Below are 25,647 nucleotides of genomic sequence, written 5' to 3'. Positions count from 1 at the left end.
CTCCCCATACCGTTGTTTCGCCCACTTACTGCATTTTATTTCATTTCTTATTATTTTTGCCTGCTCTGCATGGCCGGCGGCAGTGCACTTGCATAAACCACACAAGCCTCTGTTTACGGCGTAGTATCTGACGAGAACAAACAGCTCATTCCTGGAGCATCGGTTCAGGTACGCAATGAATCTACCGGCTTCACCACCCGTACCGTTACCAGCACAAAAGGAGAATACACCATCCGGGAGCTGCCGCTGGGCGGCCCCTATTGCCGCCAGCCTTCAAAAAAAATACAGGATAAATTTTACAAACGCTTAACTTGCACGATATGAAGGTATTGGTTATTGAAGATGAGCCTATTTATCAGTTATACCTACGGAAATACCTGGAAAGACTGGGGCTGAACGTATTTACCTGCGAAACCGGTATGGCCGGTGTGCAAACAGCCCGGCGAGAGCTGCCGGACTTTATTATCCTGGACATGGGCCTGCCCGATATGCTCGGTACGGATTGCCTTGACTTGCTGAAGAGGGACCCGGACACGGCTGCCATCCCTGTTATTGCTACTACCGCAGACGCTACGGACGAATTTAAGACCGAAACCCTGTACCTGGGGGCGCATATCTATCACAGAAAACCTATCACGCCAGACCAGCTTACATTTTACGTACAGAAGATCAGGGACGTATTAGAAGAAGTAAGCGATCATTAAGGCGCCCAGCATAGACTGGAGCAATGCTTTATATTTCTGTATGCTTTTACGCGCAATGCGCAGGTGTGTTTTTACAGAATTAATGCTGATGTTCATAATACGGGCAATATCATGATAACGGCAGCCCTCAATGTACAGCAGCCGCATGGCGGTTTGTTGCTGCACGGTTAATGAAGCCAGCACCTGGTGCACTATTTCCGTTTCGTAAGATTTCATTTCCGGCTGCATGGCCACCGGCTCGCCGGTGTTGGGGAACGCGGATGCTACTTCAGTAAAAAACTGCTGGTTCTTTTCCCTTATTCTTTTCTCCCGGGACATGGCAATCAGGCAATTGTTGTAAATGCCGCGCAGCAGGTAGGCTTTGAGGTCTCCCACCCGGTCCCACTTGCGGAAGGGCAGCAACTGGTGTACAAAAAAACTCTGTACCACCTCTTCGGCCTCCTGGGGATTTTTCAATATGGTATATGCCCGTGCAAACAGCAGTTTGGCATACCTGGCGTGCAACGCTTCAAACGCGCCCGGCTTTCTACTGATCAGCCCTTGTAAGATTTCCGCATCTTCCATATAGATTCAATTATATGCATTAGTAAAAAAAGACCTTTCTACCGGAAGGATTTTGCCTAATGCCGCGAAGGAGAGAAAAGACAGAACATTCACTGGTTGGTTACTGTAAAGAAAGATAATTAAAAAAAGTGCTCATGTTAACCTAAAGTTAAGAAGAAAACTGTAAATAATGAAAAGGGGCCGGTGGAAAGGAAGTACCGCCGCAGGAAGAAAACAGGGGCCGCCTACCGGCAATGCAGCGTGCCGTTCTCCCAATAAAAACTGATGCGGCCGGTGGTGGTTAACTGGTTCATAAAAGCCTGCAGGCCCTGGCTGCGGTACAGCTTGCCTCGAAAGGTCTGTTCCCTGGCCCGGCGGCTGTCTATCACTATTTTTACATTAAAGCAACGCTGAACAACCGCCGCAATTTCAGGCACAGAAGCATGCTCAAAATAATAAATGCCCTCCCGCCAGCCCAGCAGCTCGGGGTTCATTTCCCTCACCGTAATGGGGCTGCCGGTACGGGTAACAGCTTCCCTGCCCGGTTCCAGCACGGTCTGTTCCCCCTCCGCATGTACGGTAACTTTTCCCTTCACCAGGGATGTGACTATTTTCCCCGGCAGGTAGGCATTGATATTAAATTCCGTTCCCAGCACCTTTACTACGGTAACGCCGCTATGCACAATAAAGGGCCGGTTTACATCCGGCGCCACCTTGAAGTAGGCTTCTCCCTCTACATATACCCGGCGCACGCCTGCTTCAAAACTGAAAGGGAAGCGGATCTTTGAGGCGCTGTTAAGCCAAACGCTGGTACCGTCTGTCAATTCAATTTCGTAATTCTTGCCGGCTGGTACAGACAGGGTATTCCAGCCCGCGCCTTCTTTCCCTCCCCCGCCGGTGAAACTGAGCTGGCGGTTGTGATTGCTGAGTACTGTGCCCTTCAGGCTTATTTGCTGAAGGCCGCTATCTCCCAGGGTGAGCGTGCGGCCGCCGGCCAGCTTCAGCACCACAGCGTCAGGAGCTGGTACAGCAGTATAGGACTGCGGCTCCATGGAACGGTTCAGCATAAAAAAAAGAAGACCAACGGAAACTGCCACTATGGCCGTTGCAGACCGCAGGAACCACTTTCTCCTTTGCCCGGCCAGCCAGGCGGCCCGGGCCAGCAGTATATTCTCGTAACCCTGCTCCAGGTTAAACAAACGCATGGCGCCCAGGGCCTCGTCTGCCGGAACTTCCCGGCGTATTTCGCCACGCATTTCCCTTACTTCCTCATAATATTCCAGCAACATATCCAGCTCTTCCCGCTCTTCAGCGGTAAGCAAACCATAATGTTCTTTCAGGATGAGTTCCTGTACGTGTTGTTTGTTCATGGGAAAACAAAAGGGGTTACTGGTAAGAAGATGCGAAAGCGATATGGCACGGGTGAACTGCTGTTTGTTAATGAATGCCCGCAAACACGCATGTGTGGCGGCTTCCTTCGTTAACAAACAGTATACAACAAGGGCTGCCTCCTGATGAGACAGCCCCCCTTTTCATAAGCATAATTCTACTCATATTAACGCTGCTGCCCTCAAAATGTTCGGTTTTGAGACAAAGTGTCCGGTTTTGAAAATCGGTGTTCCGGCCACGCCAGTGGTCATCATACGTAACCGTTTACCGTTTCTCCCCCTTTAGCACACCTTTGCCCTGAAACCCGCAGTACATGCGGGTGTCCGCCAACTGTCCGATTTGGGACAGCGCCCTTTTAACCGCTCCATTCCTAACTATTCGCTTGCCCTGCCCTGTATGCGGGGCTAATTTTACATCATCATTCAACGCGAAAAATTTTAAAGAACTTATAAAACACATTATCATGAAAAAGATCATCGCCCTTCTCGCCATCGTTTTTGCTGCCCATGCAGGTTTTGCAAAAGATAATACCAACAGTAAAGTGCTGGACGCTTTCCGCCAGGAATTTGGCAACATTGAAAAAGTAGAGTGGTATAAAACAGACCACAGCTTTGTTGCCAAATTTTCACTGAACGCCTCAAGGGTAACTGCCCATTTTGATGAAGAGGGCAACCTGCTGGCCACTTCCCGCAACATTTCCGACACACAGTTGCCCACCCGCGTTATTACCCGGCTTATTAAAAAATACCCGGGCCAGATCATTCACAACATTGTAGAATATGTTTGTGAAGACAGCACCCGCTATGTAATTACCCTGGAAAACAACAACGCCTGGACAGTACTGCGGGCGGAAAACACCGGCAGCTTGTCTGTACTCGACAAGCTCATCAAACAATAGTTTCTCCTTCCGCCACAAACGGCAAGCGGGTGCTCCCCTGTACAGGGGGCACCCGCTTGTTTGTTTATAGCTTGCTTTTTATTTCACCAGCTTGCCCAGGGACTCCTGTGCCAGGGGGTGATAATTGCGTTTGTACTGGTTGAATATCCTCCTGGCCATTTCCTGCCCTTTGGGCGTTTTCATCATTTCTGTATACAGGGGCGTGAGGAATTTGCGGCGGCCTACTTCGCTGAGGAATTTTTCCATATTGGCGTAGGCAGGCGTATAATCCGCTGCTACCGCCATAATGAACCACTGGTCCGCCACCTCGCTGTTGCCGGTAGCCGTGAAGCGGAATGTTTTGTCCAGCTGTTCCATTTGCGCCGGCGTCAAAGGCCTGGGCATTTTACGGAGAAAATGCAGCCACTCGTGCGAGGTCCAGTCTTGCGTGCTCAACGTAGCCGGGGTGGTACCATCAAGGAAACGGGCGCGCTCGGCGTCTACCTTTTCAAAACGTTTCTGCGGTACGCGCGGACAGTTGGCGGGTATGCCAGGGCCATACACCCAGGCCTGCACGTTCACGGCAGTATCTCCCTTCAGCAGGTGCTTATCCAGGTATTGCAGGAACTGCGCGGTGTGCATGGTTTTGAAGGCATGGCCGTCAAAGTAGCCGCGCAGAAAGGTGTCCATACGGGCACGGCCCATTTTTTCTTCTATAAGGCGCAGAAAATGCGCGCCTTTTTCATAGGCAATATCAGTAAGGCCATCGTCAGGATGGCGGTTGGCGAGGTCTAGCTTCAGCCAGGTATCTTTGCTGTCGGCGCCAAGGCTTTGCACGGTCTCTTCCATATCCTGGTACCCCAGCTCCCATAGCATGTCCGCATAATCCGCACCCATCATGGCCTCCATAATGCGGCGCTCGAAATATACCGTGAAGCCTTCATTCAGCCAGAAATCTTCCCAGGTGGCATTGGTTACCAGGTTGCCGCTCCAGCTATGCGCCAGCTCATGTGCTATCAGCGATACGAGGGAACGGTCCCCGGCTATAATGGTAGGCGTACAGAAGGTAAGGCGCGGGTTTTCCATACCGCCCAGGGGGAAGCCCGGCGGCAATACCAGCACATCATAACGCCCCCAGCGGTAAGGCCCGTACAAAGACTCCGCGGTAGTGACCATTTTTCCTACTTCTTCAAATTCATGGCGGGCTTTCTGCAACATGGACGGCTCCGCATATACGCCGGTTCGCTGGTCAATAGCGGCAAAGGCAATATCTCCTGCCGCCAGCGCCATCAGGTAGGCCGGCACCGGCTGCTCCATTTTGAAATGGTAAACACCGCTATCGTTACGCTGCTGCGGGTTCTCGGCACTCATCAGCGCCACCAGGTCTTTGGGAACGGTAACACGCGCATCGTACGTAAAACGGATGCCGGGACCGTCCGCGCAGGGAATCCAGGTGCGGGCGTAGATGGACTCGGACTGGGTGTACAGGAAAGGATGCTTTTTGCCAAGCGTTTGCGAAGGTTCCAGCCATTGCAGCGCCGTGGCCTTGTCTCCTGTTTTATACCAGATGGCCACTTCCTTTGCGTCTGCATCTACGGGAATGTTGAGGCGGCTGCCCAGTTGTGCGGTGGCGCTGTCAAGACTGAAATCCCTTTTGTTGCCGTTAACTGTTACGCTGTCTATGGTCAGCTCATAGGTGTCCAGGTGGAGCGTAGACGCGCCGGTTGCAGGCTGAATTGTCCAGGTAGCGCGGCCGCTGATCTGGCGCTTTTCAAAATCTACCGTCACGTCCAGTGAAAGGTGCTGTGGCGTAACACTGTCCGCATTAGACAGGGTATGCCAGTCTTTCACTTCCTCCACGGTCCCGGCTTTCTTTTCCGCCGGCTGGTTACAGGCCGCAGCCGCCATCACGGCTACGGCAAACAATGCATATTTCATGTAGCAGGTTTTGATGTATGACGAAGATATTACCGTATGGGCTCCGGCGTTTTGGCAGGAGTGTCCATATAATAAATGCCTTGTTGTTTCAGTAAAGGAAGCGCATCCTTCAGTCTTGCCTTGAACTGTTCAAAGTCTTTCTTGTCCGGCTGCGTCCACGCGGCTTCCGCAAGCGCTATCAGGCGCGGGAAGGTCATGTAATACATACGGTCCACAGACTGCACTGTTTCCGTCCACAAGTTGGCCTGTATCCCTTCTATGAGCGGGCTTTTGCCGTTGATACCAGCGGGCAGGGAGGCGGCGCTAAAGTTGTACACGGCTTCCAGGGGTGCAAAAGCGCCGGCCCAGCGGCGGCCAACAAGGTTGCTGCTGTCTTGTACAAAATCGAAATAAAAAGGTATGCGCGGGCACAATACTACCTTGTAACCTTTATCTATGGCGCTTTTCAGCTGCTGCGGCCTATCGTGCCGCCACCAGAACACAATGGTTTCCTTCGCCGGCAGGGAAGCGGCCGTTACCTCATCCCAGCCCAGCACTTTCGAATTGAGCCGGATGAGCGTGTCCGCCATGCGTTTGATGAAATAATGCTCTACCTGCTCCAGCGTGCCGAGTTTTTCCTTTTGCATCAGTTGCTGCACAGCGGGGTCTGTTTTCCATTTCTCGCTGCCAAAGCTCACTTCATCACCGCCAATATGGATCATCCCGGAGGGGAATAGCACGTTCACTTCCTTGAGAATATTGGTGAGGTACTGGTACGTTTCTTCCTTGCCGGGGTTGAAGGTAAACTCCGGGTATTTGGCGGAGCCGCCCCCGCTGAACTCGGGATAGGCCCTGTTGGCCGCGGTAGCATGCCCGGGCATATCTATTTCCGGGACCACGGTGATGTGGCGCTCGCGGGCATAGGCCACAATTTCTTCGATCTCGTCCTGCGTATAATAAGCGGCCGGCGTATTGCGGTGATGATGGTTGCCGATGCCGCCAACGTAGGCGAGGCGGGGATATTGTTTGATCTCGATCCTCCAGCCAGGCTCATCTGTGAGGTGCCAGTGAAAACGGTTCAGCTTGTAGAAGGCCATTTCGTCCAATATCTTTTTCACTTCGGCCTTGCCGAAGAACTGGCGTGATTCGTCCAGCATAAACCCGCGCCACCGGTAGAGGGGCGCATCCTGGATGTTCCAGCAGGGCACGCGGATGCCGGTTTCTTTACCTTGCGCCTTCCGGGCCAGTTGTAAGAAGGATGCCAGTCCGTAAAACAACCCTTCACCTGACGCGGCGCTGACAGTAACCCCTTTAGGGCTCATGTTCAGCGTATAGGCGGCGGGGTCGCCGCCTTTTTCCAGCTTCAGCGTAATGGCCGGGCGGCTGCTTTGCGGTTGTACGGCCACCCTGATGCCGGTGAATTTCAGCAATTGTTTTTGCAGCACCTGCGCTTCGGGCAGGGCGGCGGGAGAGGCCACAATGAGCGGTGTGTTGTCATCCAGGAAAAATTGTCCGGCGGCCTGGGAGGCCTTTACCGGCAGGGGAATTACGGGACAAAGGGACTGCGCGGTAGCCAACTGGTCCAGCACCAGGAACGCCAGCAGGAGCGGCAACGATCTTAGCATATTATTACAACTGTTTATTTAAGGGACTAAAGATAATAATCTTCTCCGAAGGGGTATATTTACTATCTTGCCGGCATGTTGAACCTCCGGCTGAACTACCCTTCCATACCCCGGGAGGGCGACGTATTCCAGGCCTATTGCCAGGCGCTGACGGACGCCCGGAAATCGGATTTACTCCACCCGCCCTACCAGGCATTGAGCGATGCGGGCGCCCGTACGGTACTGCAATGGCTGCATGCCAGGGAAGGCGTTTCCAGGATCGTACCGTTGCCGAGCGCCAATAGCGGGTTGTATTGCATTCTTGACTGGTTCCGGGGAAAAACGCCCCGCATAGCCTGTGAGCCATTTACTTTCCCCGGTTTCAAGATGGCGGCCAGCCACCATGGATATGAGCTGGCTCCTATTGCAAGCGATGACGAGGGCATATTGCCCGACGCGCTGGAGCGTTGCCTGCAGGAGAGAGACTGCAAGCTGGTGTACCTGCAGCCCACGGTACATAATCCCACCTGCAGCGTGATGCCGCTGACCCGCAGGGAAGCTGTTGCCAACGTTATACGCCGTTTCAGCGGCGTTTACATACTGGAAGATGATGCCTACCGGTTCCTGCACCCGGAGCCGCCTCCTTCCTTCCTACAATTGCTGCCGGAACAAACGCTGCATGTATACAGCCTTTCCAAGGCCTTCAACCCGCTGCTGAAAAGCGCCTACCTGCTGCACCCCGAAGGCGTGCTGCAGGGCGTGGATAATATTGTGCGGCTCACCACCAGCGGTGTTTCCCTCCTTTTTACCGCGTTTGGCCTGGAACTGATGAACGGGCAACTGCTGCAAGACATTATCCGGGAAAAACAGGCGGTTGGCCAGGCCTGGCACCGGCGGTGCGAAAAAATTTTTGACGGCTTAACCTATAGCATGTTTCCCGGCAGTTTCCACCTTTGGTTGCAGGTACCTGACCCTGCTGCGCTTACCCGGCAATTATACACCCAGCAGATCGATGTGCCGGATGGGGCGGAGTTTGCAGTAGGCGGCAATGCCCGCTACGTCAGGATAGCGCTGGGAACCGTGTGGGAGCGGCCCGCTCTGCCGGCCGCACTGGAAAACATTGCGGAGCTGGTAAGGCGGCAATAAGCGGCTGGCTGGCTTTAAAAGCGTTCCATCTATGCCATGCCGCATCGTAAAATACCCGGAGGCCTTTCCTGCATGCCCATTCGCCCTCTTTCCCCTATTTTTTAGGCTCCTCCTCCATTTCCTCAATACGCCTGAGCAAACTGTCTTTCAGGCGCGTCAGAAAAGTGGCCATCTCTTTTTTGCGCATGCGGATGTCCCTGAAATGGCTGTATGCATTATTGAAGTCAATATCCAGCGAGTTTTCCAGCCACTCAAAGATCTGCTTCAGGTCTGCCACGCCGTTATTGAAGCTGCCGGTACAATACAGCGCATATACCAGTTCTACCAGGTCCGTTTTGGAATCTGTCCATTTCAGTTTGGGCTTGTAGGCCATGTTGCGCGGCAGGCCATATAGCTGGTCCAGCCTGAGAGACAGGTAGCTGCTCACTTCCTCCAGCGCGATCAGCTCGGCCAGCTTGAAAGAGGTAACGGTGCAGAAACGCGTGTCCAGCATGCCATCCAGGTCAACCGGGTACTCGTTGTTATAGTGGCTGTTCCGGAGAAAATACTGTTCATCCTTATCTGCGGACCCGCCCCGGAAATAGAGGTATAATGCATTGTGTACTTCAAAGAACATCGTGATGCGCTGCAGCTCCTGGTCCAGGAACTTCTTATAATCTTCCCGGATATTTTTGGGCCGGTCCGCTTCAATCCGGAACAACTGGCTGTAATAGATCTTTTTGCTCAGGATGCTGGGCTGGATGTATTTAAAAAAATGTATCTCGTCTTCCTTTGACTCGAAAGCCGCCCCCAGCACCAGTTGCTTCAGCTCTTCCTCCGCCCTGTCCGCAATTTGCGCGCCTGTTTTAAACCGCTCCAGTACATTCGGTATCTTTGCCTCCACTTCGGCCAGCTCTCTCTCCAGCGTTGCCTGCAGTGCTATTAAATTTTCTTTCATCAATGGTAGTGTTAGTGTTTATGTAAAATGCCGGAGCGCATTAATCAACATAAGCCCGCATCTTTTTCTCGTGATCATTCAACCGTTCCATCAGCCGGCCTACCCAAAGTTTACAGGCGGTGATGGTAGACAGGCTCGGGTTGTCATATTTTGCCTCAAAGCTCTCTTCCACCATGGCATCCGGCTTCCTGACCTTCACAAAGCCGGATACAAAAAACAGCACCTGCCGCAGGGAAGCGCGTATGATGATGCCTTCTTCAATATAGATCCGCAGCATCAGCGCCAGTTGTGACACGGTAAGGCTGGTCTGCAGCTTCTCCCCCGCCTCCCGGCCGGCGGCCCGGTACAGGTTTTCCTCATGCACATTTCTCAGGAAGATCCGCTCTTCCTCCAGCCAGGCATACAGCTGCGCGGCAATGGGGCTGCCGCCGGGGTGGAGCGCCACCGTACCGCTTTTCACCGGAATGCTCCTGATCTCCTTGATGCACCAGGTGAGGCCGGTAATCCGGCCACGCAGGTGACGGTACCCTTTCAGCCATGCCCGCAACCTGTTGATGCAATACAGGTAATACTCTATGGCATTGAAGTTGAGATGGATGAGGATGGCATGCAACCGGAGATGGGAGCTGTTGCCATCCACCTGCAGGGTAGCCGTCATATACAGTTGGCTCAACAATTCCCGGTAATAGGCCAGCGAGCGGAAACTGAGCCGCCCTTCGGGGTTCAGCAGAAATTGCCTTACAGGGCGCAACACCAGCTCTAACAGCGCCTCATCCAGTTGCAGCTCCGCCAGCAATACCGCCAGCTCGTCCGCCCGTACCTGCAGCTGCCGCCGCGCGCGGGCCGCGTAGCTGAAAGGCAGCGGCAGCTCCGGCGAAAGGCACTCCGGGAAGTGCTGCTCCAGCCCGATCAGTATTTCGTGCAGCATGTCCTCTACATCCCGGTAAAGCTGCATTTGCCCGTCAACAGTACCCTGCGGGCCACGGGCTGACCGGTAACTGAGCCGGTAATAATACAGTACGTCCAGCAGGCGCACCATATCCATCTGCAGGGCCTGTATAAAAGCGGCCTTTCCCGCGGCGGCCGGCCCGCAGGAAACTTCCAGCAGCCGGCAAGTGATCCGCAATTTTTCCGCACGCACCTTTTCCCGGTACTGCGGCAGATCATCCCCGGCATTTACCAGCGCTTCGGGGCTTAACTGGACCGTTACAAAATCAATAAGTGTACGCATACGTGCAAGGGCAACAGATCATGAACACAAAGTTGTTTGTCTTATTAAATCGGATGATATGCAACTGGTGCTATCAAAGTAAATTTGAGATTATTATTTTGAAAGAATTAACAGCTTTGTCACAGGTGTGAGATTTTTTTTTTTGCTTTTTTTTGAAAAGCAAGCGGCGGGTTAACGTCCGGTAGCCATGCGGGCGGTGGTTATGACTCGGAAGTGGTTAACAAGGTTTGCAGAAAATATTTTTCCTCCCTGAGCCAGGTGAGCATTTGCTCCCGCAGGCCGCCCCTGCCGGGGAAAAGCGATACGCCATGGCTGTTCATGTTCCGCAATTCCTTTTCATACCAGGATAGCAGCCCTTTCTTTTCCTGCAGGGTGCGCAGGCGGGATACCTTTTTGCGCAACTGCGCGGTGCAATACATAAAATAGTCCGTGGAATTGAAGTTGTACTGGTGGAGCGTGTAGTGCACCCTTTCCGTCAGGTCCGTAATAAAGGGATGCACATTCTCCCGCAGCTCCAGCAACAACCGGCGGTAATACATCACCATGCCGAAAGTGATATAGAGATGCTGGCGGTTCAGGGGCCTGATCACCAGCTCCAGCAACCTCCTGTCTACCCGCCTGTCACACAGGTATTTTTCGGTATCGCGGAAGCGCTCTTCCAGCTGGCGCACTACCTGGGCAACATATCCTTTCGGCATAAACACATCCTGCGCCAGGTATTCCGGGAAATGTTGTTCCAGGGCTATCAGCAATTCTTCCAGGATGGTGGAGGCTTCTGTGTAGAATGCCTTCACAGCCGGGTCTGCATGATGGTGGTACTGCTCCAGCGCGTCCAGCAGCAATACTACCTGCACCTGGTACCTGCGGAGCGCCTGCGCCTTGTATTCCCAGGGGGCGCCCTGCTGTGACAGTTCCCGCATGGCGGCGGTGATCTTCATTTTTTCCGCCCGTACTTCCCGGAGATAGGTATGCCTTTTTTCCGCGGAAACGGCCAGTACGCCCGGCGCAAAATGTTCGTAGATCAAATGGTTGAGTTTGTTCATGGTACAATGTTTTGGTGTCTGCGGTGCTAAACTGCTGCTTCAGGGAAAACACAACAATCGTATATAAAAGGATCACCAAACCGGGAGCCGCGGGTGAAGAAATGCTGTCATTTTTTACGGGATGTATGCCCCGGGAAGCACTATGGATAGTTATGGGTACAAACCGCCTGTTGCCCGCATGGCAGGCAAAAGCACAATTTTTAGAAAATAGGTACGCCAAAGCGTTAAATGCCTGTTAACAGGGAATAATTTGCGGAGGATGTAAAAAAATTTCACCGGGCGTTCACCCTGCCCCTGTTTTCTTTGCGTCGTATAGTCAGCAGGGCATTCCTGCCCCCTCTCATGGATGTGTAGATTAATGATAACACTCCAGTAAGGATTAAGGCATTAAAAAAACCGCTCCCGTAAGAGCGGTTTTTTGATAGTCAGTCAGTTATTTAATGTTTTCAGGCCATGGCCGGTACAGGTTTCATGCCCAGCATGCGCATAAAGCGGAAATGAGACCGCACAGCGCTCATCATAGTAGGCATGCTGTTATATTGAATACCGAACTCCTGGCATTTTGCTTCTACTATTTTACTGATGGCCGGGTAGTGAACGTGGCTGATGCGGGGAAAGAGATGATGTTCCACCTGGTAGTTCAGCCCGCCTACGAACCAGGAGATCAGTTTATGGTCCGGCGAAAAGTTGGCCGTGGTTTTCACCTGGTGGATGGCCCATTCGTTCTCGATCTGCAGGTCATCTTCCCCTACCACTTCAAAAGTGGTCTCTTCCACCACATGCGCCAGCTGGAATACGATGGCCAGTGTAAAGCCCATTACCAGGTGCATGGTCACAAACCCTATTATCCACGCTTCCATGCCTACGGCATAAATGGGCAGCGCAATGTAAAAGATCACGTAGAGTACCTTGCTCATCCAGAACACAAAATGGTCAGCCGGTTTCATTTTCTGCAAAGGCGTTCTGTACACTTTGCGCTGCAGGTACTTGACAAAGTCCATAATGAACACCCAGGCAAAGGACGAAATGCCATACACCAGCACCACATAAAAATGCTGGAGCCGATGCATGGGCACCCATTGCTGCGTGCTGCACTGGCGCATTAACGGGCTTTTGGCAATATCATCGTCCATACCGTCTACATTCGTATAGGTGTGGTGAATAATGTTATGCTTCTGTTTCCAGATAAACGCGTTCCCGCCCAGGGCATTCAGCGTAAGGCCCAGCGTATCGTTTACCCAGCCCTTGCGGGAATAGCTGCCATGGCAGGCATCATGCATCACGTTAAACCCGATGCAGGCCAGCACAAAACCCAATACCGCACTCAGTACAATGCCGGCTGCCGCATGCAGCGGGAACACCAGCAGGCCCACATACAGCAGCAAAGCGGCCGGTATCAGCACAATGGTTTTAAGATATAATTGAAGGTTACCGGTCTTCTCTTTCTGATTGGATTTAAAGTACTCCTCCACCGCCAATTTCAGAGAAGGAAAGAACAGGGCGTTCCTGTTGTTGAAAGACACCTTTGGCATAAGTTCGCAGTATTACAGTTGCAGGTTGATACCTGTCCTGTAATAGTAGACAAAATATCCGTGATTTACTGAAATACTTGTCATGCAAACGCTATAATTATGTTAAATATTGGTGCCGCCGTCTATTGTCAGGCTGGCGCCCGTCATGTAAGCGCTCTCCGGGCCCGCAAGATAGGCCACCAGGGCGGCTATATCTTCTCCTGTTCCAAATTCGGGCAAAGCCATGATGGAACGCTCGTAATCCGCGTGCGGGCCATTGGCAGGGTTCATATCCGTATCAATGGGCCCGGGCTGTACATTATTGACCGTAATGCCCAGCGGCCCCAGGTCTCGTGCCATGCCTTTTGTGAGGCCGGTAATGGCTGTTTTGCTCATGGCGTACAAGGTACCGCCCGGGGTGGGCATATGCTCTGCCTGGCAACTGCCGATGTGGATGATGCGGCCGCCTTTGCCGAGATGGTCCAGCGCCGCTTTGGAGGCCGCAAACACGGCGCGCACGTTAACGGCGGTGATGAGGTCGAACTCTTCCAGGGTGAGGTCTTTCAGTTCTTTATAAAGACCGATGCCCGCGTTATTGACAAGAATGTGCAGGCCGCCGAGCGCCGCGGCGGTGCGGTGTACCGCGCTGATCACTGCTTGCGGGTCTGCGCTGTCTGCCTGAATGGCAAGGCCCTTTACCCCATATTGTGAAATTTCCGCGGCCACTGCTTCCGCCTTTTCGGCTGAAGTATTGTAGGTAATGGCCACGTTGGCCCCTTCCCTGGCCAGGCGTTTTGCAATGGCGGCGCCTATTCCGCGGCTGCCGCCTGTAACGAGGGCTGTTCTGTTGGTCAATTTTCCCATGTTGCTGTTTTTTTATATTGCAAAGCTACCGGGAAGCTGTTAAATTTGTAAGTACTGTAAAAATTGTTAAGTACTAACAAAAAGGTAAGTATGCGTAAACAGGAGTCTACAAACGCACAGAACGAAGCCAGCATTCTCCGCAATTGCGGCATGGCCTATACCTTGTCTGTCATTGGCGGGCGCTGGAAGCCTACCATCCTCTTCAGCCTGCTGAACGGGAGAATGCGTTACAGCGAGCTTCGCCGCTCCATCAGCGGCATATCCGAGCGCATGCTGGTGGCGCAGCTGCGGGAGCTGGAGGAAGACGGGCTGGTGCAGCGCATTATTTACCCCGAAGTGCCGCCGCGGGTGGAGTATACGCTTACACCCGCGGGCGTGTCTGCGGAGCCAATGCTGCAATGCATGTCTGACTGGGGCAACCGGCTGCGGGAGAAGAAAAGCAGGCGGGTTGCGCGACGATGAAAGCGTACGCGAAACCCCGGAAAATATTTTTGGATTATTTAATAAAAACTCTACCTTTGCCATCCCAAAAATGACCAATGCCGCGTTGGTCAATCGGCTAAGACGCCTCCCTTTCACGGAGGAATGACGGGTTCGACTCCCGTACGCGGTACAAAACGGGAACAATACAGTACATGTGTTGTTCCCGTTTGTTTTTGACCAATTTTAATGCCGATCTACTCTCAACATTCGGCACCCATCACGCTACCATTGCCGTACACCTGCCTTTCCAAGGATCATTTTCACAAATTTTCTTATTTTAGATAAAAGTCGCCCCGAACCCTATTTCTTAACGTAAATCTCGCCTTATGAATGATCAACAAATGTTTGACAGGAATATTGGATTTTTATGGAAAGCAGCAAAGTGGTTATTTAAAGCATTGATCTATTTCCCCCTTATTATCACCTCATTCATCATTGTATCATCAATAATGAAAAAAGAGGTAAGCAGTTTATTAGGACTAGCGGTTATTATTCTTGTTAGCTTTATTCTTTACTTACTTGTCTACTTTGTTAAAGGCATACTTATCTGTTTGAAGAGCAATAATAAATTGCTATGGATCTTGCCATTTATTATTTGTGTCTCATTTACTTGTATCCTGCCAGTATATATTGTTCTCGACCCTGTTGGACGCCTGGTGCAAAGTTCAAGCCGTTCAGGTACTTCTTATGACATACTTAAATGGATATTTTCACTTGCATTTGGCGTGTATGTTTACTTCAGGTATGATTTTCTGACTAATATTGCGCCTTCTGTCGCCTTCCCTGCATACCAGGCTGGTATTAGTATTACGATGTCGATATTAAAAAGGTCATATCGGATCGAAGCAAAAAAATCCAACGATCTAATTTGATTATTTTCCGGAACACAAGGGCAGCTTTACACAGGCGGCCCTTTTTCTTTTATTTCAATCGATGTACCCACTGCAAAAAAGCCGCCCCTCTATGTAATTCTTCCGCATTTTTGTATACTTATTACTCCAAAACTTCCCGGAAAACCAAACGCCACCAATACTTCAAAACCATGACCAAACTAAACAGGCGCAAATTCATTACCATGACCACCGGAGCGGGCATTGCAACGGCTCTTTGGGGGCCGTTGCTGAAAAAAGCGCTGGCCGTTCAGGCACATAATGCTACCCGTTCCATAAAAGATGTGGAACATATTGTTATCCTGATGCAGGAAAACCGGTCTTTCGACCACTATTTTGGCACCATGAAAGGCGTGCGGGGGTTTGGGGACCGGTTCCCGGTGCCGTTGAAAAGCGGCCAGCGGGCTTTTCACCAGTCAGACGGGAAGCAGATCGTTCCCCCTTACAGGGCGCATGGCAAAACTTCTAACGCGGCGCTGGTCACCGGCACTCCGCATAACTTTTCAGACATGCAGGCTGCCTGGGGCCAGGGGAAATACGGGTTCTGGCCTTTGTTCAAAACCCCGTTTTCCATGGCCTATTACACCAGGGAAGAAATCCCTTTTCAATATGCCATGGCGGAATCATTTACCATATGTGACGCCTACCATTGTTCTATTGCCACGGGCACAGATCCTAACAGGATCATGTTCTGGTCAGGCGCCAATTTTGACCCGGAAAAACGGGCTTCCGGTATTAACTGTACGGACGAAAACTCGGAGCCTGTTAACCTGCGTTGCTGGATAACCGGGGCCTTGCCGGAACCCGGCTATACCTATAAGGGGAATGCGTTCAAATGGCCCACCATTCCCGATGTGCTGGACAAGGCGGGGATCAGCTGGCGCATTTACCAGAACCCTAACGATAACTGGACAGGGGCCATGCATGGCTGCCTGGCATTTGAAAGTTTCCGCGAGGCCAAACCAGGGTCGTCCGTTTATGAGAACGGCATGCGGCACTGGACCCTGGAAAACCTGAAGAATGATGTACTGAACGGCACGCTGCCCCAGGTAAGCTGGGTGTTGCCATCACAAAAAGATTCTGAACACCCGGGCGCGCCGTCCAGCCCGTACCGGGGAGCGGACTTTACACACGCCGTACTGGAGGCCATTACGTCAAATCCCGAGGTCTGGAGCAAAACCGTTTTCTTCCTGACGTTTGATGAGAACGATGGATTTTTTGACCACCTTCCCGCGCCCGCCGTTCCCTCCTATAACCCAGACAATACACTGGCCGGCAAATCTACCGTGGAGCTTGCAGGCATGTACTTCGACAATAGCCGGGGCGATCATGATTATATTGACAAACGGGATACGGTATCCGGCAATTTACGCCCCTGGGGATTGGGGCCGCGTGTACCCATGTATATCCTGTCTCCCTGGAGCAAAGGCGGCTGGGTACATTCGGAAGTGGCTGATCATACATCGGTAGGACAATTCATCGAAAAACGTTTTGGCGTAAAGATACCGGCTATCAGCCCCTGGCACAGAGCGGTCAGCAGCGATCTCACATCGGCATTTGATTTTGTTACGCCCAACGATCCCAAGTTTCCGCGGTTGCCGGACACCTCAGACCATGCGGCGCGTGATGAGGCGTCCAAACGGCTGCCCAAGGCCGTGGCGCCTAAAACGCCGTCTTCCCTCTACCAGGAAAAAGGCACACGGTTCTCCCGGGCGTTGCCTTACCGCCTGCATTGCCGTTTACAGGTTCTAAGGGATACGAACAAGGTAAAGCTGGTCTTTGAAAATACTGGCGCGGCCGGTGCGGTGTACCATGTTTATGATCTTTACAACCTGGATAACATCCCGAAACGGTATACCGTAGAGCCCGGCAAATCCCTTGACGATGAATGGGCGCCATCTGCCGGTGGTAAATATGACCTGGAAGTGTACGGCCCCAATGGATATTTTCAGAAGTTCACGGGCAGCACAGGGGAAAATGAACCCGCCACGTCAATAGACTACGATCATAAAAAAGGCGGTATAACTGTGGTGCTGCACAACCAGGGCAACAGCCCTTTGCACTTAAAGATATCTTCCAATGCCTACAGCTATGCAGAAGCAACCAACCTGGATATCTTGCCGGGGAAAAAAGTGAGGAAGCGGTGGGAACTAGCCGGCAGCGGCAACTGGTACGATTTTTCCATTTCTTCCGGGAACGGGTACCTGCACCGCTTTGCGGGCAGGGTAGAAACCGGCCGGCACAGCATCAGCGACCCTGCCATGGCTGCTGACATATAACCAAGCAGAACATGCCCTGCACACATCATTCATTTTGAAATGGGCATACTGGCGTGTTATACCCGGTGATCAGCGTTTTTCAATGAAGCCGATGGTAACGCCGTTGAAACAATCATCCTGGCAACCATCCGTTACATACCCGCAACTGGAGATCATGCCGTTATTCTTTGTTTCAAAATAGGTTTGAGCGTCTTTCCTTTTCCGCAGCCAGTCCGTTTTGGCCCGGTGGTATATTTCGTCCAGGGTGGCGGGTGCAAAGCCATTGTCATGCGTGCCCAGGTTGTCTGTTCCTTCTTCCCACTCCTCACGGATAACCACCTGGTTGCTGGTACGGTCTGCAAAGCTCCTGGCCACAAAAGAGCGGGCCACTACTTCTCCTTTCTCAACAGTGATCACGGTTTCGGTGCTGTAACCCGTCCACGAACCAAAAGACACCATGTACCGGTAGGAGTTGCCGGACGTTGCTTTAAAACTTTCCCATGCCTTGAAGCTCCGCTCATACTGGCTTCCGTAAACCATGTCTTTTTTACAGGATGCCGATACAATGCCGGCGAGCAATAAAATGAATACGTAGAATTTTGGGTTCATGCGGGTTATTTTGTTGTTTAAACGGCGGTGTGGGGAAAATGTTACAGCCGCATTGCTAATACGCCAGCAACCGCCCGCAGGCAATTACGGCCACCCACAGCAGCAAAGAGAGCACGGCCGCTGTTTTGGCCGCGGGAGATCCCGCCCGTGGGGCCGTTCTCCGAAAGAACAAGGCGTTACCGCCGGCAGCGGCCAGCAGGGCCATTTTTGTCCAGAAGACCGGGTCGTGGCCAAGGGTGGAGGCATTGGTGATAAAGAGCAACATGCCGGAGGGCACTATGAGGAACAGGCCTCTTACAGACCAGGTGAGCAGGTGGTGACCGAGGCCGTCCGCCGGCAGGTGTTTCGAAAATCCCAGCAGCCGGAGGTCAAACATAAAAGCGGCGCCTACCAGTACAACAATACCGGTGATATGTACAATTTCAAGAAAGGGGTACAGCCAGGCAGACTGCCGGATGGCCAGGGCCCAGGCACTGTTTTCCAGCAACCGCAGCCAGTCAGCAACGGCTATCATCAACGCAGTTCATATTTGGCGCCGTCAACAAAGATCCTTTCCGCCCGCATTTCATCTTTTATTGTTTTATGCGGATAGCCGACCACCCGCACGGAACTGCCTTTTTTGATCATGTCTGCCTTCACGCCGCGGGCCTGCATGCGGCTAACGGGGGCCAGTATCACTGTCCAGATCTTTTTGTCCTGGTTGATCTTGATAGCACTATGCGGGTTCTCATACACGGAAGCGGTTACGGTGCCGGTGTAATCGATGGTTTTGGTCTGGTCGTAATTGGCCCAGCCGTGATGCGGCGGTGTGAAAGCAGTGCAAAACAGGAAGAGCAGGGCGGCGGAGAGATTTCTTAGTAAGATCATACGGAATGTATTTAAGGGTTTACTAATAAATGCCTTTGTAAAGATACCCCATATTTCCCCTTCACCTTCAAGAAAAAATACCCGATTCTCCCGAAATTATTTCATATTACAGCCCTATACCAGCATCTACACCTTGAAAACAACAACACACGAACCACCACCAGCGCAGCGCCTGAAGCGGGGCCTGCAAAACCGCCACATCCAGCTCATTGCGCTGGGTGGCGCCATTGGCACCGGGCTATTCCTGGGCATCGGGCCGGCGGCCGTACTGGCCGGGCCTTCGGTGATACTGGGGTACGCCATGGCAGGTGTCATTGCCTTTTTTATTATGCGCCAGCTGGGCGAAATGGTGGTGGAGGAGCCGGTGTCCGGCAGTTTCAGTCATTTTGCCTATAAATACTGGGGGCAGTTTGCCGGGTTTGCTTCCGGGTGGAACTACTGGGTGCTGTATATACTGGTGAGCATGTCGGAATTAACGGCCATTGGCATCTATGTGCAGTTCTGGTGGCCGGAAATACCGCTCTGGGCATCCAGCCTGTTTTTCTTCATCACCGTCAATGCGCTGAACCTCAGTTCGGTAAAAGTGTACGGCGAGGCCGAGTTCTGGTTTTCCATCATCAAGGTGATCGCCATCATGGCCATGATCGTGTTCGGGGTTTACCTGCTGGTCAGCGGCACGGGCGGAGAGCAGGCACGCCTGCAGAACCTGTGGAACGATGGTGGCTTTTTCCCGAAAGGATTGCTGGAGCGGGACGGCCAGGGTGGCTACCAGGGGTTGTTTGCCGCCATTGCGCTCATCATGTTCTCTTTCGGCGGGCTGGAGCTGATAGGCATCACAGCGGCCGAAGCGGAACGGCCGGAGCGCACTATTCCCAAAGCCACCAACCAGGTGATCTACCGCATCCTGATCTTTTACGTGGGCGCACTGGTCATACTGTTCTCGCTCTCTCCCTGGAAAGGCATTACTACAGACAGCAGCCCTTTTGTAATGGTATTTGAGAGCCTGAAAGGGTTCCAGTTCAGCCTGTTCGGAAAAACCGTGTATTTCACCAGCCTTATTGCCAACGCGCTCAACCTGATCGTGCTCACGGCCGCGCTTTCCGTATACAACAGTTGTGTGTACAGCAACAGCAGAATGCTGTATGGGCTGGCGGTGCAGGGCAATGCGCCTGCATTTTTATCAAAGCTCAACCGGCAGCATGTACCGGTGCTGGCCACGCTCGTATCCGCGTTGTTCGTAGCCATCTGTATTGTAGTGAACAAGCTGATGCCTGAAAAAGCGCTGGAAGCGCTGATGTCTCTCGTGGTATCTTCCCTGATCATCAACTGGCTCATGATCAGCGTTGTGCATCTTAAATTCCGGAAAGTAAAAAGCGGGGAAGGGCAGCGCACCAAATTCCCGTCTTTTTTGTACCCGTTGTCCAATTACATCTGCCTTGTGTTCCTGGTAGGTATTCTGGCGCTGATGTGGGCCACGGGCATGCGGCTGCCGGTAGAACTGATACCGGTATGGCTCGTGTTCCTGTTCCTGTGCTACCAGCTGATCAGAAGAAGGAAAAGATCGCAGGAAGTGTAACCAGGATATTGCGGGCCTGCGCGGAGTCACTTCAGCCACGCCAGGCGGAACAAGAAAGGCAGCCGTACAGGTTTAACCAAGCGCCTGCCACGCCTGCGCGGAGTCACTTCAGCCGCGCCAGGCGGAACAAGAAGGCAGCCATACAGGTTTAACCAAGCGCCTGCCACGCCTGCGCGGAGTCACTTCAGCCGCGCCAGGCGGAACAAGAAGGCAGCCATACAGGTTTAACCAAGCGCCTGCCACGCCTGCTCCGTGTCAATATCCACCGCGCCGGCGGGGAAGGGAACAACAACCGTACCTGCCGCATGTTTTTCAATAACATGCCGGGCGCCTACATCTCCCTCCAGCGCCAGCAGTTCCGGGAAAAGGCTTTTATCAAATAATGCGGGCACCCCGCTCCTGCCTTCATAATAACTTGCCGCTATTTTTGCGCCGGTGGCCTCCTGTTGCGCCAGCAGCGCTGAAAGATGGGCAGCGTCTACATGCGGCTGATCGCACACCATGAGGATGACCCGCTCCGCCCCTTGCGTTATCATGTACTGTATGCCGCACCGGATGGAAGAAGCCATCCCTTCCTCATACTGCGGGTTAACAACCACCGGCACTGTAACACCGCTTTGTATCAACTCCGCTTCCGCGCCCAGCACTACCGCCACGGCCGCGGCATGTACTCCCGCAGCGGCCTTGATGGCACGGTTGAGCAGCGTATCCCCTTTGTAGGGCAGTAACTGTTTAGGCCTGCCCAGCCGCGTAGAAGCGCCGGCGGCCAGTATCACAATGCCGTTCATTTTTTTGCCACAATTTCTGTTTTACGTTCGTGGATGCTGCCGGTAGCCTGGCGCAGGCTATCCCCCTTCTTCCCGGCAAATACCGCTTTTATTTCCGCCAGCACGGCCAGCGCAATTTCTTCGGCGGTGTCCGCGCCAATGTCCAGCCCAACGGGACTGTACACCCGTGCTGACCGTTCACGCGTGAAGGTGATCCCCTCTTCTTCCAGCTCCGCCTGCATGCGGGCCAGTTTCTTTTTGGGGCCCAGCATGCCGATGTAGCCGGCTGGCAGTTGCAGCAGGCTTTTCAGCATGGCCTTATCGTAATTGTAGTTATGAGACATCAATACCACCGCGGTCTGGCTGTCTATCACCAGTTCCCGCAGCGCGGCGGCCGGGTCTGCCACTACCAGGCGGCAGCCGGGAAAGCGGCGCGTGCTGGCATAGTTGGGGCGGCCATCTGCCAGCGTCACGTCCCAACCCAGTACGGCGGCCATCTGCACCAGGGGCAGTACATCATTGCCGGCGCCGGCCACCACCAGCGCAATGGGCGGGGCCATGTATTCCACAAAGGCGGACAACCGGCCAGGGTATTCAATAAATGCGGTGTTTTTATTGGCCAGCGCCGCGGCGGCGTCAGGCAGCGCGGCAGCCGGCAGGGAGCCTGTTTCCAGTGTTGTGCCGTCTGCTTTCAGCAACAGGCGGGTACCTTGCTGCTCGTCCCATTTATGATGCAACGAAAAAAAGGTCAGCAGTACCGAAGGCGCTCTTTTCCGCACCACCTGCCGCAAAAGCGCAATGGGGTTGGCCGCATGTTCCGGCAGCACCGGTTCTATCAACACCCTGATGATGCCGTTGCAGCCCAGGCCTACGCCTATCACGGCATCCTCTTCGTCTGACGTATCGTAAGTGGCCAGCATGGGTTTGCCCTGCATCATTACCGCCAGCGCTTTCCGCAGTGCGTCCCCTTCCAGGCAGCCCCCGCTGATAGCGCCGGTGAGCAGGCCGGTTTCCGTGATCAGCATGCGCGCGCCGGGGCCGCGGTAGGAGGAACCTTCCACGTGCACTACTGTTGCCAGCGCTGTTTTTTGCTGCTTTTCGTTTGCCTGTTCAAAGGCCTGGATAATTTGTTGCAGCTCTTTCATACTTGCGCATTGATCTGTTGCAATTCCCGCACGGCGCTGCTTAATACCGTTACGGCCATGTTTATTTCTTCTTCCGTGGTAAACCGTCCCAGGCTGATACGCACGGCCCGCCGCGTTTCTTCGGGCGTGAGGCCCATGGCCAGCAATACATGAGAAGGTTGCTGTACCAGGCCGCTGCAGGCGCTTCCGCGGCTGAGGGCCAGTTTCCCGGATACGGCCAGCAGCAGTTGTTCATTGTCTATGCCGGGAAACAGGATGTTGCTCACATGCGGCAGGCGCGGGCCTTTGCCGTTCACTTCCGTGCCCGGCACCAGGTGTTGCAGTTCGCTTTCCAGCCTGTTCCGCAACTGGCGCAGGCGCTTTGCTTCCGCAGCCATTTCCTGCCGGCAAATATCAGCAGCCATGCCAAAGCCCACAATACCGGGTGTATTCAGCGTACCGCTTCGCATGCTTCGCTCATGCGCGCCACCGTGCTGTTGCTGCAGCATGCGGTTGGCATGGCTCACATACAACGCGCCAACACCCATGGGGCCGTACAGCTTATGGGCTGAAAAGGCCATGAGATCTATCTTGTTTTCAGTTACAGATACCGGCACCTTGCCCACGGCCTGCGTGGCATCGCACACAAAGTACACGTTGTGCTTGCTGGTGATGGCGCCAATTTCCCCCACGGGGTGTACCACCCCGGTTTCGTTATTGGCATACATCAGGGCTACGCAGAGCGTATCTTTCCTGATGGCCTGCTCCACATCTCCCGGGTCTATGCGGCCATCCGCGCCTACATCCAGCAGGGTAACGGAGCAACCTTGCTCTTGCAGCCAGTTGCAGGTATCCAGCACGGCGCGGTGTTCTGTTTTAGCGGTAATGATGTGTTTGCCTTTCTGCGGATGCGCTTCTACCAGGCCTTTCAGCGCCAGGTTGAGGGCCTCTGTGGCGCCTGATGTGAACACGATCTGCCGGGCGCTGGCCTGTACCAGCGCGGCCACCTGTTCACGGGCCAGCTCTGTGGCTTCCTTCGCCATCCAGCCAAAACTATGATCCCGGCTGGCGGTATTGCCAAAGCGGCTGGTAAAATACGGCAGCATGCCCTGCACCACCCGCGGGTCGCACGGGGTGGTGGCGCAATAGTCAAGATATATAGGCGCCGCCGTCATGCAAACAAACCGCTTTTAATGAAAGGCTGATCCAGGAGCCGCACGCCTGACGCTGCAAACACCGCGTTGGCCAATGCCGCGCCGGCCGGGGGCAGGCAAGGCTCTCCCAGACCTGTGGGCGCTACGCTGCTCTGTATAAAATGAATTTCTACCGCCGGCGCTTCGCGCATGCGGATCATCCGGTAATTATGGAAATTGGACTGGTCCGGGCGGCCGTTGGTGAGCGTCAGCTCCGCGTACATGGCATGCCCTATGCCGTCAATGATGCTGCCTTCTACCTGCGTTTCCGCGCCGCTGGGGTTCACCACCGTTCCGCAATCCACTACGCAGTATATTTTTTTCAGCTTGAGCTTGCCGTCCGCCTGTTTTTCCACTTCCGCCACCTGGGCCACATAACTGGCAAATGAAAAGTGCGCGGCAAAACCCTGGAAGATATTTTCTCCTTTGGATTTTCCCCAGCCGCCTATTTCCGCGGCCTTTTTGATGACGGCGGCAAACCGGTCCGGCTCGTAATTCACTTTCCCCACGGGATTGGCCCTGGCCTGCTCCAGCAGCTCCAGCCGCAGGGCCACGGGGTCTTTTCCGGCCTGGCGGGCAATTTCATCAAGAAACGACTGCTCGGAAAATGCGATGTAGTTATGGGTAGGCCCGCGCCAGGGCGCGGTGGTAACCGGTGATTTGTAGGTATGCGCGTCTACCTGGAAATTGGGAACGGCCCCCGCGGGAAAACTGTCAGGGCTGGCGCCGCCGCCGGAAACGCCGGCGGAATGATGATGCCAGGCCACCAGTTCGTTGTTGCCGTTCAGCGCCGCCTTGTACCGGTAACTGCACATGGGCCGGTAAAAACCGCCCGTCATATCATCTTCCCTTGACCATATCACGTTCACAGGCACATTGCCCGCCAGGCGGGACACCATGGCCGCTTCCTCCACAAAGTCCGTCATCAGCCTTCTGCCAAAGCCGCCGCCCATGCGTGTCATCATCACTGATATTTTTTCTTCCGGCAGTTTGAGCAGCTCCGCAATACGGCCGCGTGCGCGTTCTGGCGTCTGGATAGGGCCGTACAGCTCCGCGCCGTCTGCCGTTACGTGGGCAAAGAAATTCATAGGCTCCATGGTGTTATGGGCCAGGAAGGGCGCATCAAATGCCAGCTCTATTACTTTGGCCGCTTTGGCAAAGGCCTGGCCAATGTTGCCATCTTGCCGGCGGGGTTTGTCTTCCGGTTTTTTGGCCAGTATGCCGTGCAGCTTTTCCGTGTAATCCGCCGTGCTTTCCAGCGTGCCGTCTTCTTTCCACTGCGGTTTTACTTTTTTGGCGGCCTGCATCACCTCCCAGGTGGAGCGGCCCAGCACGGCTATTTTATTGTCGAAGCGCAGCACCTGCTGCACGCCGGGAGATCGTTTAGCCTCGGCATCGTCCAGGCTTTCCAGCGTCATGCCAAATGCGGGCGGCCTGATGATGGTGGCGTACAGCATGCCCTCCCGTTTGGTGTCAATGCCGTATTTGTACTGGCCGGTCACAATGGCGTGATTGTCTACATTGCGGGTACGCTGGCCAATGATGCGGAAGGCCGTGGCAGGCTTAACGGCCACATTTTCCGGTACCGGCAGTTTGGCCGCCTGTTCCACCAGTTCGCCATACGTTTTCTTTTTGCCTTTATATACCACATGGCCGTTTTCCGTAGCGCATTCCGCGGCCGGCACGCCCCATGCTGCCGCGGCGGCGCTGATCAGCATTTGCCTGGCCGTGGCGCCCACCTTGCGGAAAGACTCCCAGCTTTCCCTCACGGAGCCGCTGCCGCCGGCCACCTGGCGTTTATAGTTCACCGTATCCAGCCCGGCCTGTTCTATTTTGATCTCTTTCCAGTCTACATCCAGTTCTTCCGCCACCAGCATGGGCAGCGAAGTTTTTACGCCCTGCCCTACTTCAGGGTTGGGGCTCATAATGGTTACGCGGCCTTTGGTATCTATTTTCACAAAAGCGTTCAGCTCAATTACCTGGCCACCGTCCTGCGAGGTGGAGCAGGAAGTGAGGAAATAGTTGAAACCCAGCACCAGGCCGCCCCCGGTGAGTGCGCTGATGCGGATAAAATTCCTCCTGTTCAGATTTGCCTGTTCCTGCATATCATACGT

At 53.7% G+C, this 25,647-nt stretch carries 23 protein-coding genes, 1 tRNA gene and 1 pseudogene; 9 read left to right on the top strand and 16 right to left on the bottom strand.

What is annotated here, in order from left to right:
- Positions 1–120: 120 nt before the first annotated feature.
- A pseudogene (locus D3A97_RS10575) lies at positions 121–324 on the top strand (carboxypeptidase-like regulatory domain-containing protein); the annotation flags it as partial.
- The gene (locus D3A97_RS10570) at positions 321–704 is read left to right on the top strand and encodes a response regulator (RefSeq protein WP_119078310.1); all 384 of its coding nucleotides are present in this window, start codon (positions 321–323) and stop codon (positions 702–704) included. The pseudogene D3A97_RS10575 and the gene D3A97_RS10570, both read left to right, overlap by 4 nt.
- Here D3A97_RS10570 and D3A97_RS10565 read toward each other — a convergent pair.
- Positions 681–1,268 (bottom strand): RNA polymerase sigma factor, encoded by a 588-nt coding sequence (locus tag D3A97_RS10565; RefSeq protein ID WP_119078309.1) that lies wholly within the window; start codon positions 1,266–1,268, stop codon positions 681–683. The two genes, D3A97_RS10570 and D3A97_RS10565, sit on opposite strands and share 24 nt — an antisense overlap.
- A gap of 224 nt (positions 1,269–1,492) precedes the next feature.
- A complete protein-coding gene (locus D3A97_RS10560) occupies positions 1,493–2,617 on the bottom strand; it encodes a FecR domain-containing protein (protein WP_119078308.1) in 1,125 nt (374 codons plus the stop codon).
- Between the two features lie 482 nt (positions 2,618–3,099).
- On the opposite strand from D3A97_RS10560, the gene D3A97_RS10550 reads away from it, so the two are divergent.
- Positions 3,100–3,534, top strand: coding sequence for a hypothetical protein (locus tag D3A97_RS10550; RefSeq protein ID WP_119078306.1), 435 nt, complete (start codon positions 3,100–3,102; stop codon positions 3,532–3,534).
- A 78-nt stretch (positions 3,535–3,612) separates the two neighbouring features.
- Here the strand turns inward: D3A97_RS10550 and D3A97_RS10545 are convergent, their stop codons facing one another.
- Both D3A97_RS10545 and D3A97_RS10540 read right to left on the bottom strand, forming a co-directional pair.
- On the bottom strand, positions 3,613–5,451 hold the full coding sequence (locus tag D3A97_RS10545) for a M1 family metallopeptidase (RefSeq protein ID WP_119078305.1): 1,839 nt from the start codon (positions 5,449–5,451) through the stop codon (positions 3,613–3,615).
- 29 nt (positions 5,452–5,480) lie between these two features.
- Positions 5,481–7,055, bottom strand: coding sequence for a beta-N-acetylhexosaminidase (locus D3A97_RS10540; RefSeq protein WP_119078304.1), 1,575 nt, complete (start codon positions 7,053–7,055; stop codon positions 5,481–5,483).
- Between the two features lie 75 nt (positions 7,056–7,130).
- Between D3A97_RS10540 and D3A97_RS10535 the strand changes: the two genes are divergently transcribed.
- Positions 7,131–8,180: an aminotransferase class I/II-fold pyridoxal phosphate-dependent enzyme gene (locus D3A97_RS10535; protein ID WP_119078303.1), complete on the top strand. Its 1,050-nt coding sequence runs from the start codon at positions 7,131–7,133 to the stop codon at positions 8,178–8,180.
- Positions 8,181–8,274: 94 nt separating this feature from the next.
- On the opposite strand, the gene D3A97_RS10530 is transcribed toward D3A97_RS10535, so the two are convergent.
- The 5 genes from D3A97_RS10530 to D3A97_RS10510 all read right to left on the bottom strand — a co-directional run bounded on the left by D3A97_RS10530 (position 8,275) and on the right by D3A97_RS10510 (position 13,766).
- On the bottom strand, positions 8,275–9,117 hold the full coding sequence (locus D3A97_RS10530) for an RteC domain-containing protein (protein WP_119078302.1): 843 nt from the start codon (positions 9,115–9,117) through the stop codon (positions 8,275–8,277).
- 40 nt (positions 9,118–9,157) lie between these two features.
- Positions 9,158–10,348: a hypothetical protein gene (locus D3A97_RS10525; protein WP_119078301.1), complete on the bottom strand. Its 1,191-nt coding sequence runs from the start codon at positions 10,346–10,348 to the stop codon at positions 9,158–9,160.
- Positions 10,349–10,548: 200 nt separating this feature from the next.
- Positions 10,549–11,391, bottom strand: a complete 843-nt coding sequence (locus D3A97_RS10520; protein ID WP_119078300.1) for a hypothetical protein — start codon at positions 11,389–11,391, stop codon at positions 10,549–10,551.
- A gap of 446 nt (positions 11,392–11,837) precedes the next feature.
- Entirely contained in the window at positions 11,838–12,923 is a 1,086-nt protein-coding gene (locus D3A97_RS10515; RefSeq protein ID WP_119078299.1) for a fatty acid desaturase family protein, read from the bottom strand.
- A 102-nt stretch (positions 12,924–13,025) separates the two neighbouring features.
- Positions 13,026–13,766, bottom strand: a complete 741-nt coding sequence (locus D3A97_RS10510; RefSeq protein WP_119078298.1) for a 3-oxoacyl-ACP reductase family protein — start codon at positions 13,764–13,766, stop codon at positions 13,026–13,028.
- A gap of 90 nt (positions 13,767–13,856) precedes the next feature.
- Between D3A97_RS10510 and D3A97_RS10505 the strand changes: the two genes are divergently transcribed.
- The 4 genes from D3A97_RS10505 (at position 13,857) to D3A97_RS10490 (ending at position 17,418) form a co-directional block, all read left to right on the top strand.
- Positions 13,857–14,228 carry a winged helix-turn-helix transcriptional regulator gene (locus D3A97_RS10505; protein ID WP_119078297.1) on the top strand — a complete coding sequence of 124 codons (372 nt, stop codon included), beginning with the start codon at positions 13,857–13,859 and terminating at the stop codon, positions 14,226–14,228.
- Between the two features lie 79 nt (positions 14,229–14,307).
- Positions 14,308–14,379, top strand: a tRNA-Glu gene (locus D3A97_RS10500).
- Between the two features lie 196 nt (positions 14,380–14,575).
- The gene (locus tag D3A97_RS10495) at positions 14,576–15,121 is read left to right on the top strand and encodes a hypothetical protein (RefSeq protein WP_119078296.1); all 546 of its coding nucleotides are present in this window, start codon (positions 14,576–14,578) and stop codon (positions 15,119–15,121) included.
- Positions 15,122–15,291: 170 nt separating this feature from the next.
- Entirely contained in the window at positions 15,292–17,418 is a 2,127-nt protein-coding gene (locus D3A97_RS10490) for a phosphocholine-specific phospholipase C (protein ID WP_119078525.1), read from the top strand.
- Positions 17,419–17,487: 69 nt separating this feature from the next.
- Here the strand turns inward: D3A97_RS10490 and D3A97_RS10485 are convergent, their stop codons facing one another.
- Genes D3A97_RS10485 through D3A97_RS10475 form a run of 3 tightly spaced genes read right to left on the bottom strand, consistent with a single transcriptional unit; the run spans position 17,488 to position 18,873 of the window.
- Positions 17,488–18,006 carry a hypothetical protein gene (locus D3A97_RS10485; RefSeq protein ID WP_119078295.1) on the bottom strand — a complete coding sequence of 173 codons (519 nt, stop codon included), beginning with the start codon at positions 18,004–18,006 and terminating at the stop codon, positions 17,488–17,490.
- A 55-nt stretch (positions 18,007–18,061) separates the two neighbouring features.
- Positions 18,062–18,520, bottom strand: coding sequence for a DUF6644 family protein (locus D3A97_RS10480; protein WP_119078294.1), 459 nt, complete (start codon positions 18,518–18,520; stop codon positions 18,062–18,064).
- Positions 18,520–18,873: a DUF6152 family protein gene (locus D3A97_RS10475; protein ID WP_119078293.1), complete on the bottom strand. Its 354-nt coding sequence runs from the start codon at positions 18,871–18,873 to the stop codon at positions 18,520–18,522. Before D3A97_RS10475 ends, D3A97_RS10480 begins: the two co-directional genes overlap by 1 nt.
- A gap of 133 nt (positions 18,874–19,006) precedes the next feature.
- Here D3A97_RS10475 and D3A97_RS10470 point away from each other — a divergent pair, with 133 nt between their 5' ends.
- Complete coding sequence (locus D3A97_RS10470; RefSeq protein WP_119078292.1) at positions 19,007–20,449, top strand: amino acid permease; 1,443 nt, start codon at positions 19,007–19,009, stop codon at positions 20,447–20,449.
- Between the two features lie 224 nt (positions 20,450–20,673).
- Here the strand turns inward: D3A97_RS10470 and D3A97_RS10465 are convergent, their stop codons facing one another.
- Genes D3A97_RS10465 through D3A97_RS10450 form a run of 4 tightly spaced genes read right to left on the bottom strand, consistent with a single transcriptional unit; the run spans position 20,674 to position 25,638 of the window.
- Positions 20,674–21,237 carry a nucleotidyltransferase family protein gene (locus D3A97_RS10465; RefSeq protein WP_119078291.1) on the bottom strand — a complete coding sequence of 188 codons (564 nt, stop codon included), beginning with the start codon at positions 21,235–21,237 and terminating at the stop codon, positions 20,674–20,676.
- A complete protein-coding gene (locus D3A97_RS10460) occupies positions 21,234–22,361 on the bottom strand; it encodes an XdhC family protein (RefSeq protein ID WP_119078290.1) in 1,128 nt (375 codons plus the stop codon). Before D3A97_RS10460 ends, D3A97_RS10465 begins: the two co-directional genes overlap by 4 nt.
- Positions 22,358–23,515, bottom strand: a complete 1,158-nt coding sequence (locus D3A97_RS10455; protein WP_119078289.1) for a cysteine desulfurase family protein — start codon at positions 23,513–23,515, stop codon at positions 22,358–22,360. Before D3A97_RS10455 ends, D3A97_RS10460 begins: the two co-directional genes overlap by 4 nt.
- Positions 23,512–25,638, bottom strand: a complete 2,127-nt coding sequence (locus D3A97_RS10450) for a xanthine dehydrogenase family protein molybdopterin-binding subunit (RefSeq protein ID WP_119078288.1) — start codon at positions 25,636–25,638, stop codon at positions 23,512–23,514. Before D3A97_RS10450 ends, D3A97_RS10455 begins: the two co-directional genes overlap by 4 nt.
- Between the last annotated feature and the right edge of the window lie 9 nt (positions 25,639–25,647).

The organism is Chitinophaga alhagiae (genome assembly GCF_003568665.1).
GTDB lineage: Bacteria > Bacteroidota > Bacteroidia > Chitinophagales > Chitinophagaceae > Chitinophaga > Chitinophaga alhagiae.
Note: the sequence above shows the minus strand (reverse complement) of the source record. Positions and strands in the feature narration are given on the sequence as shown.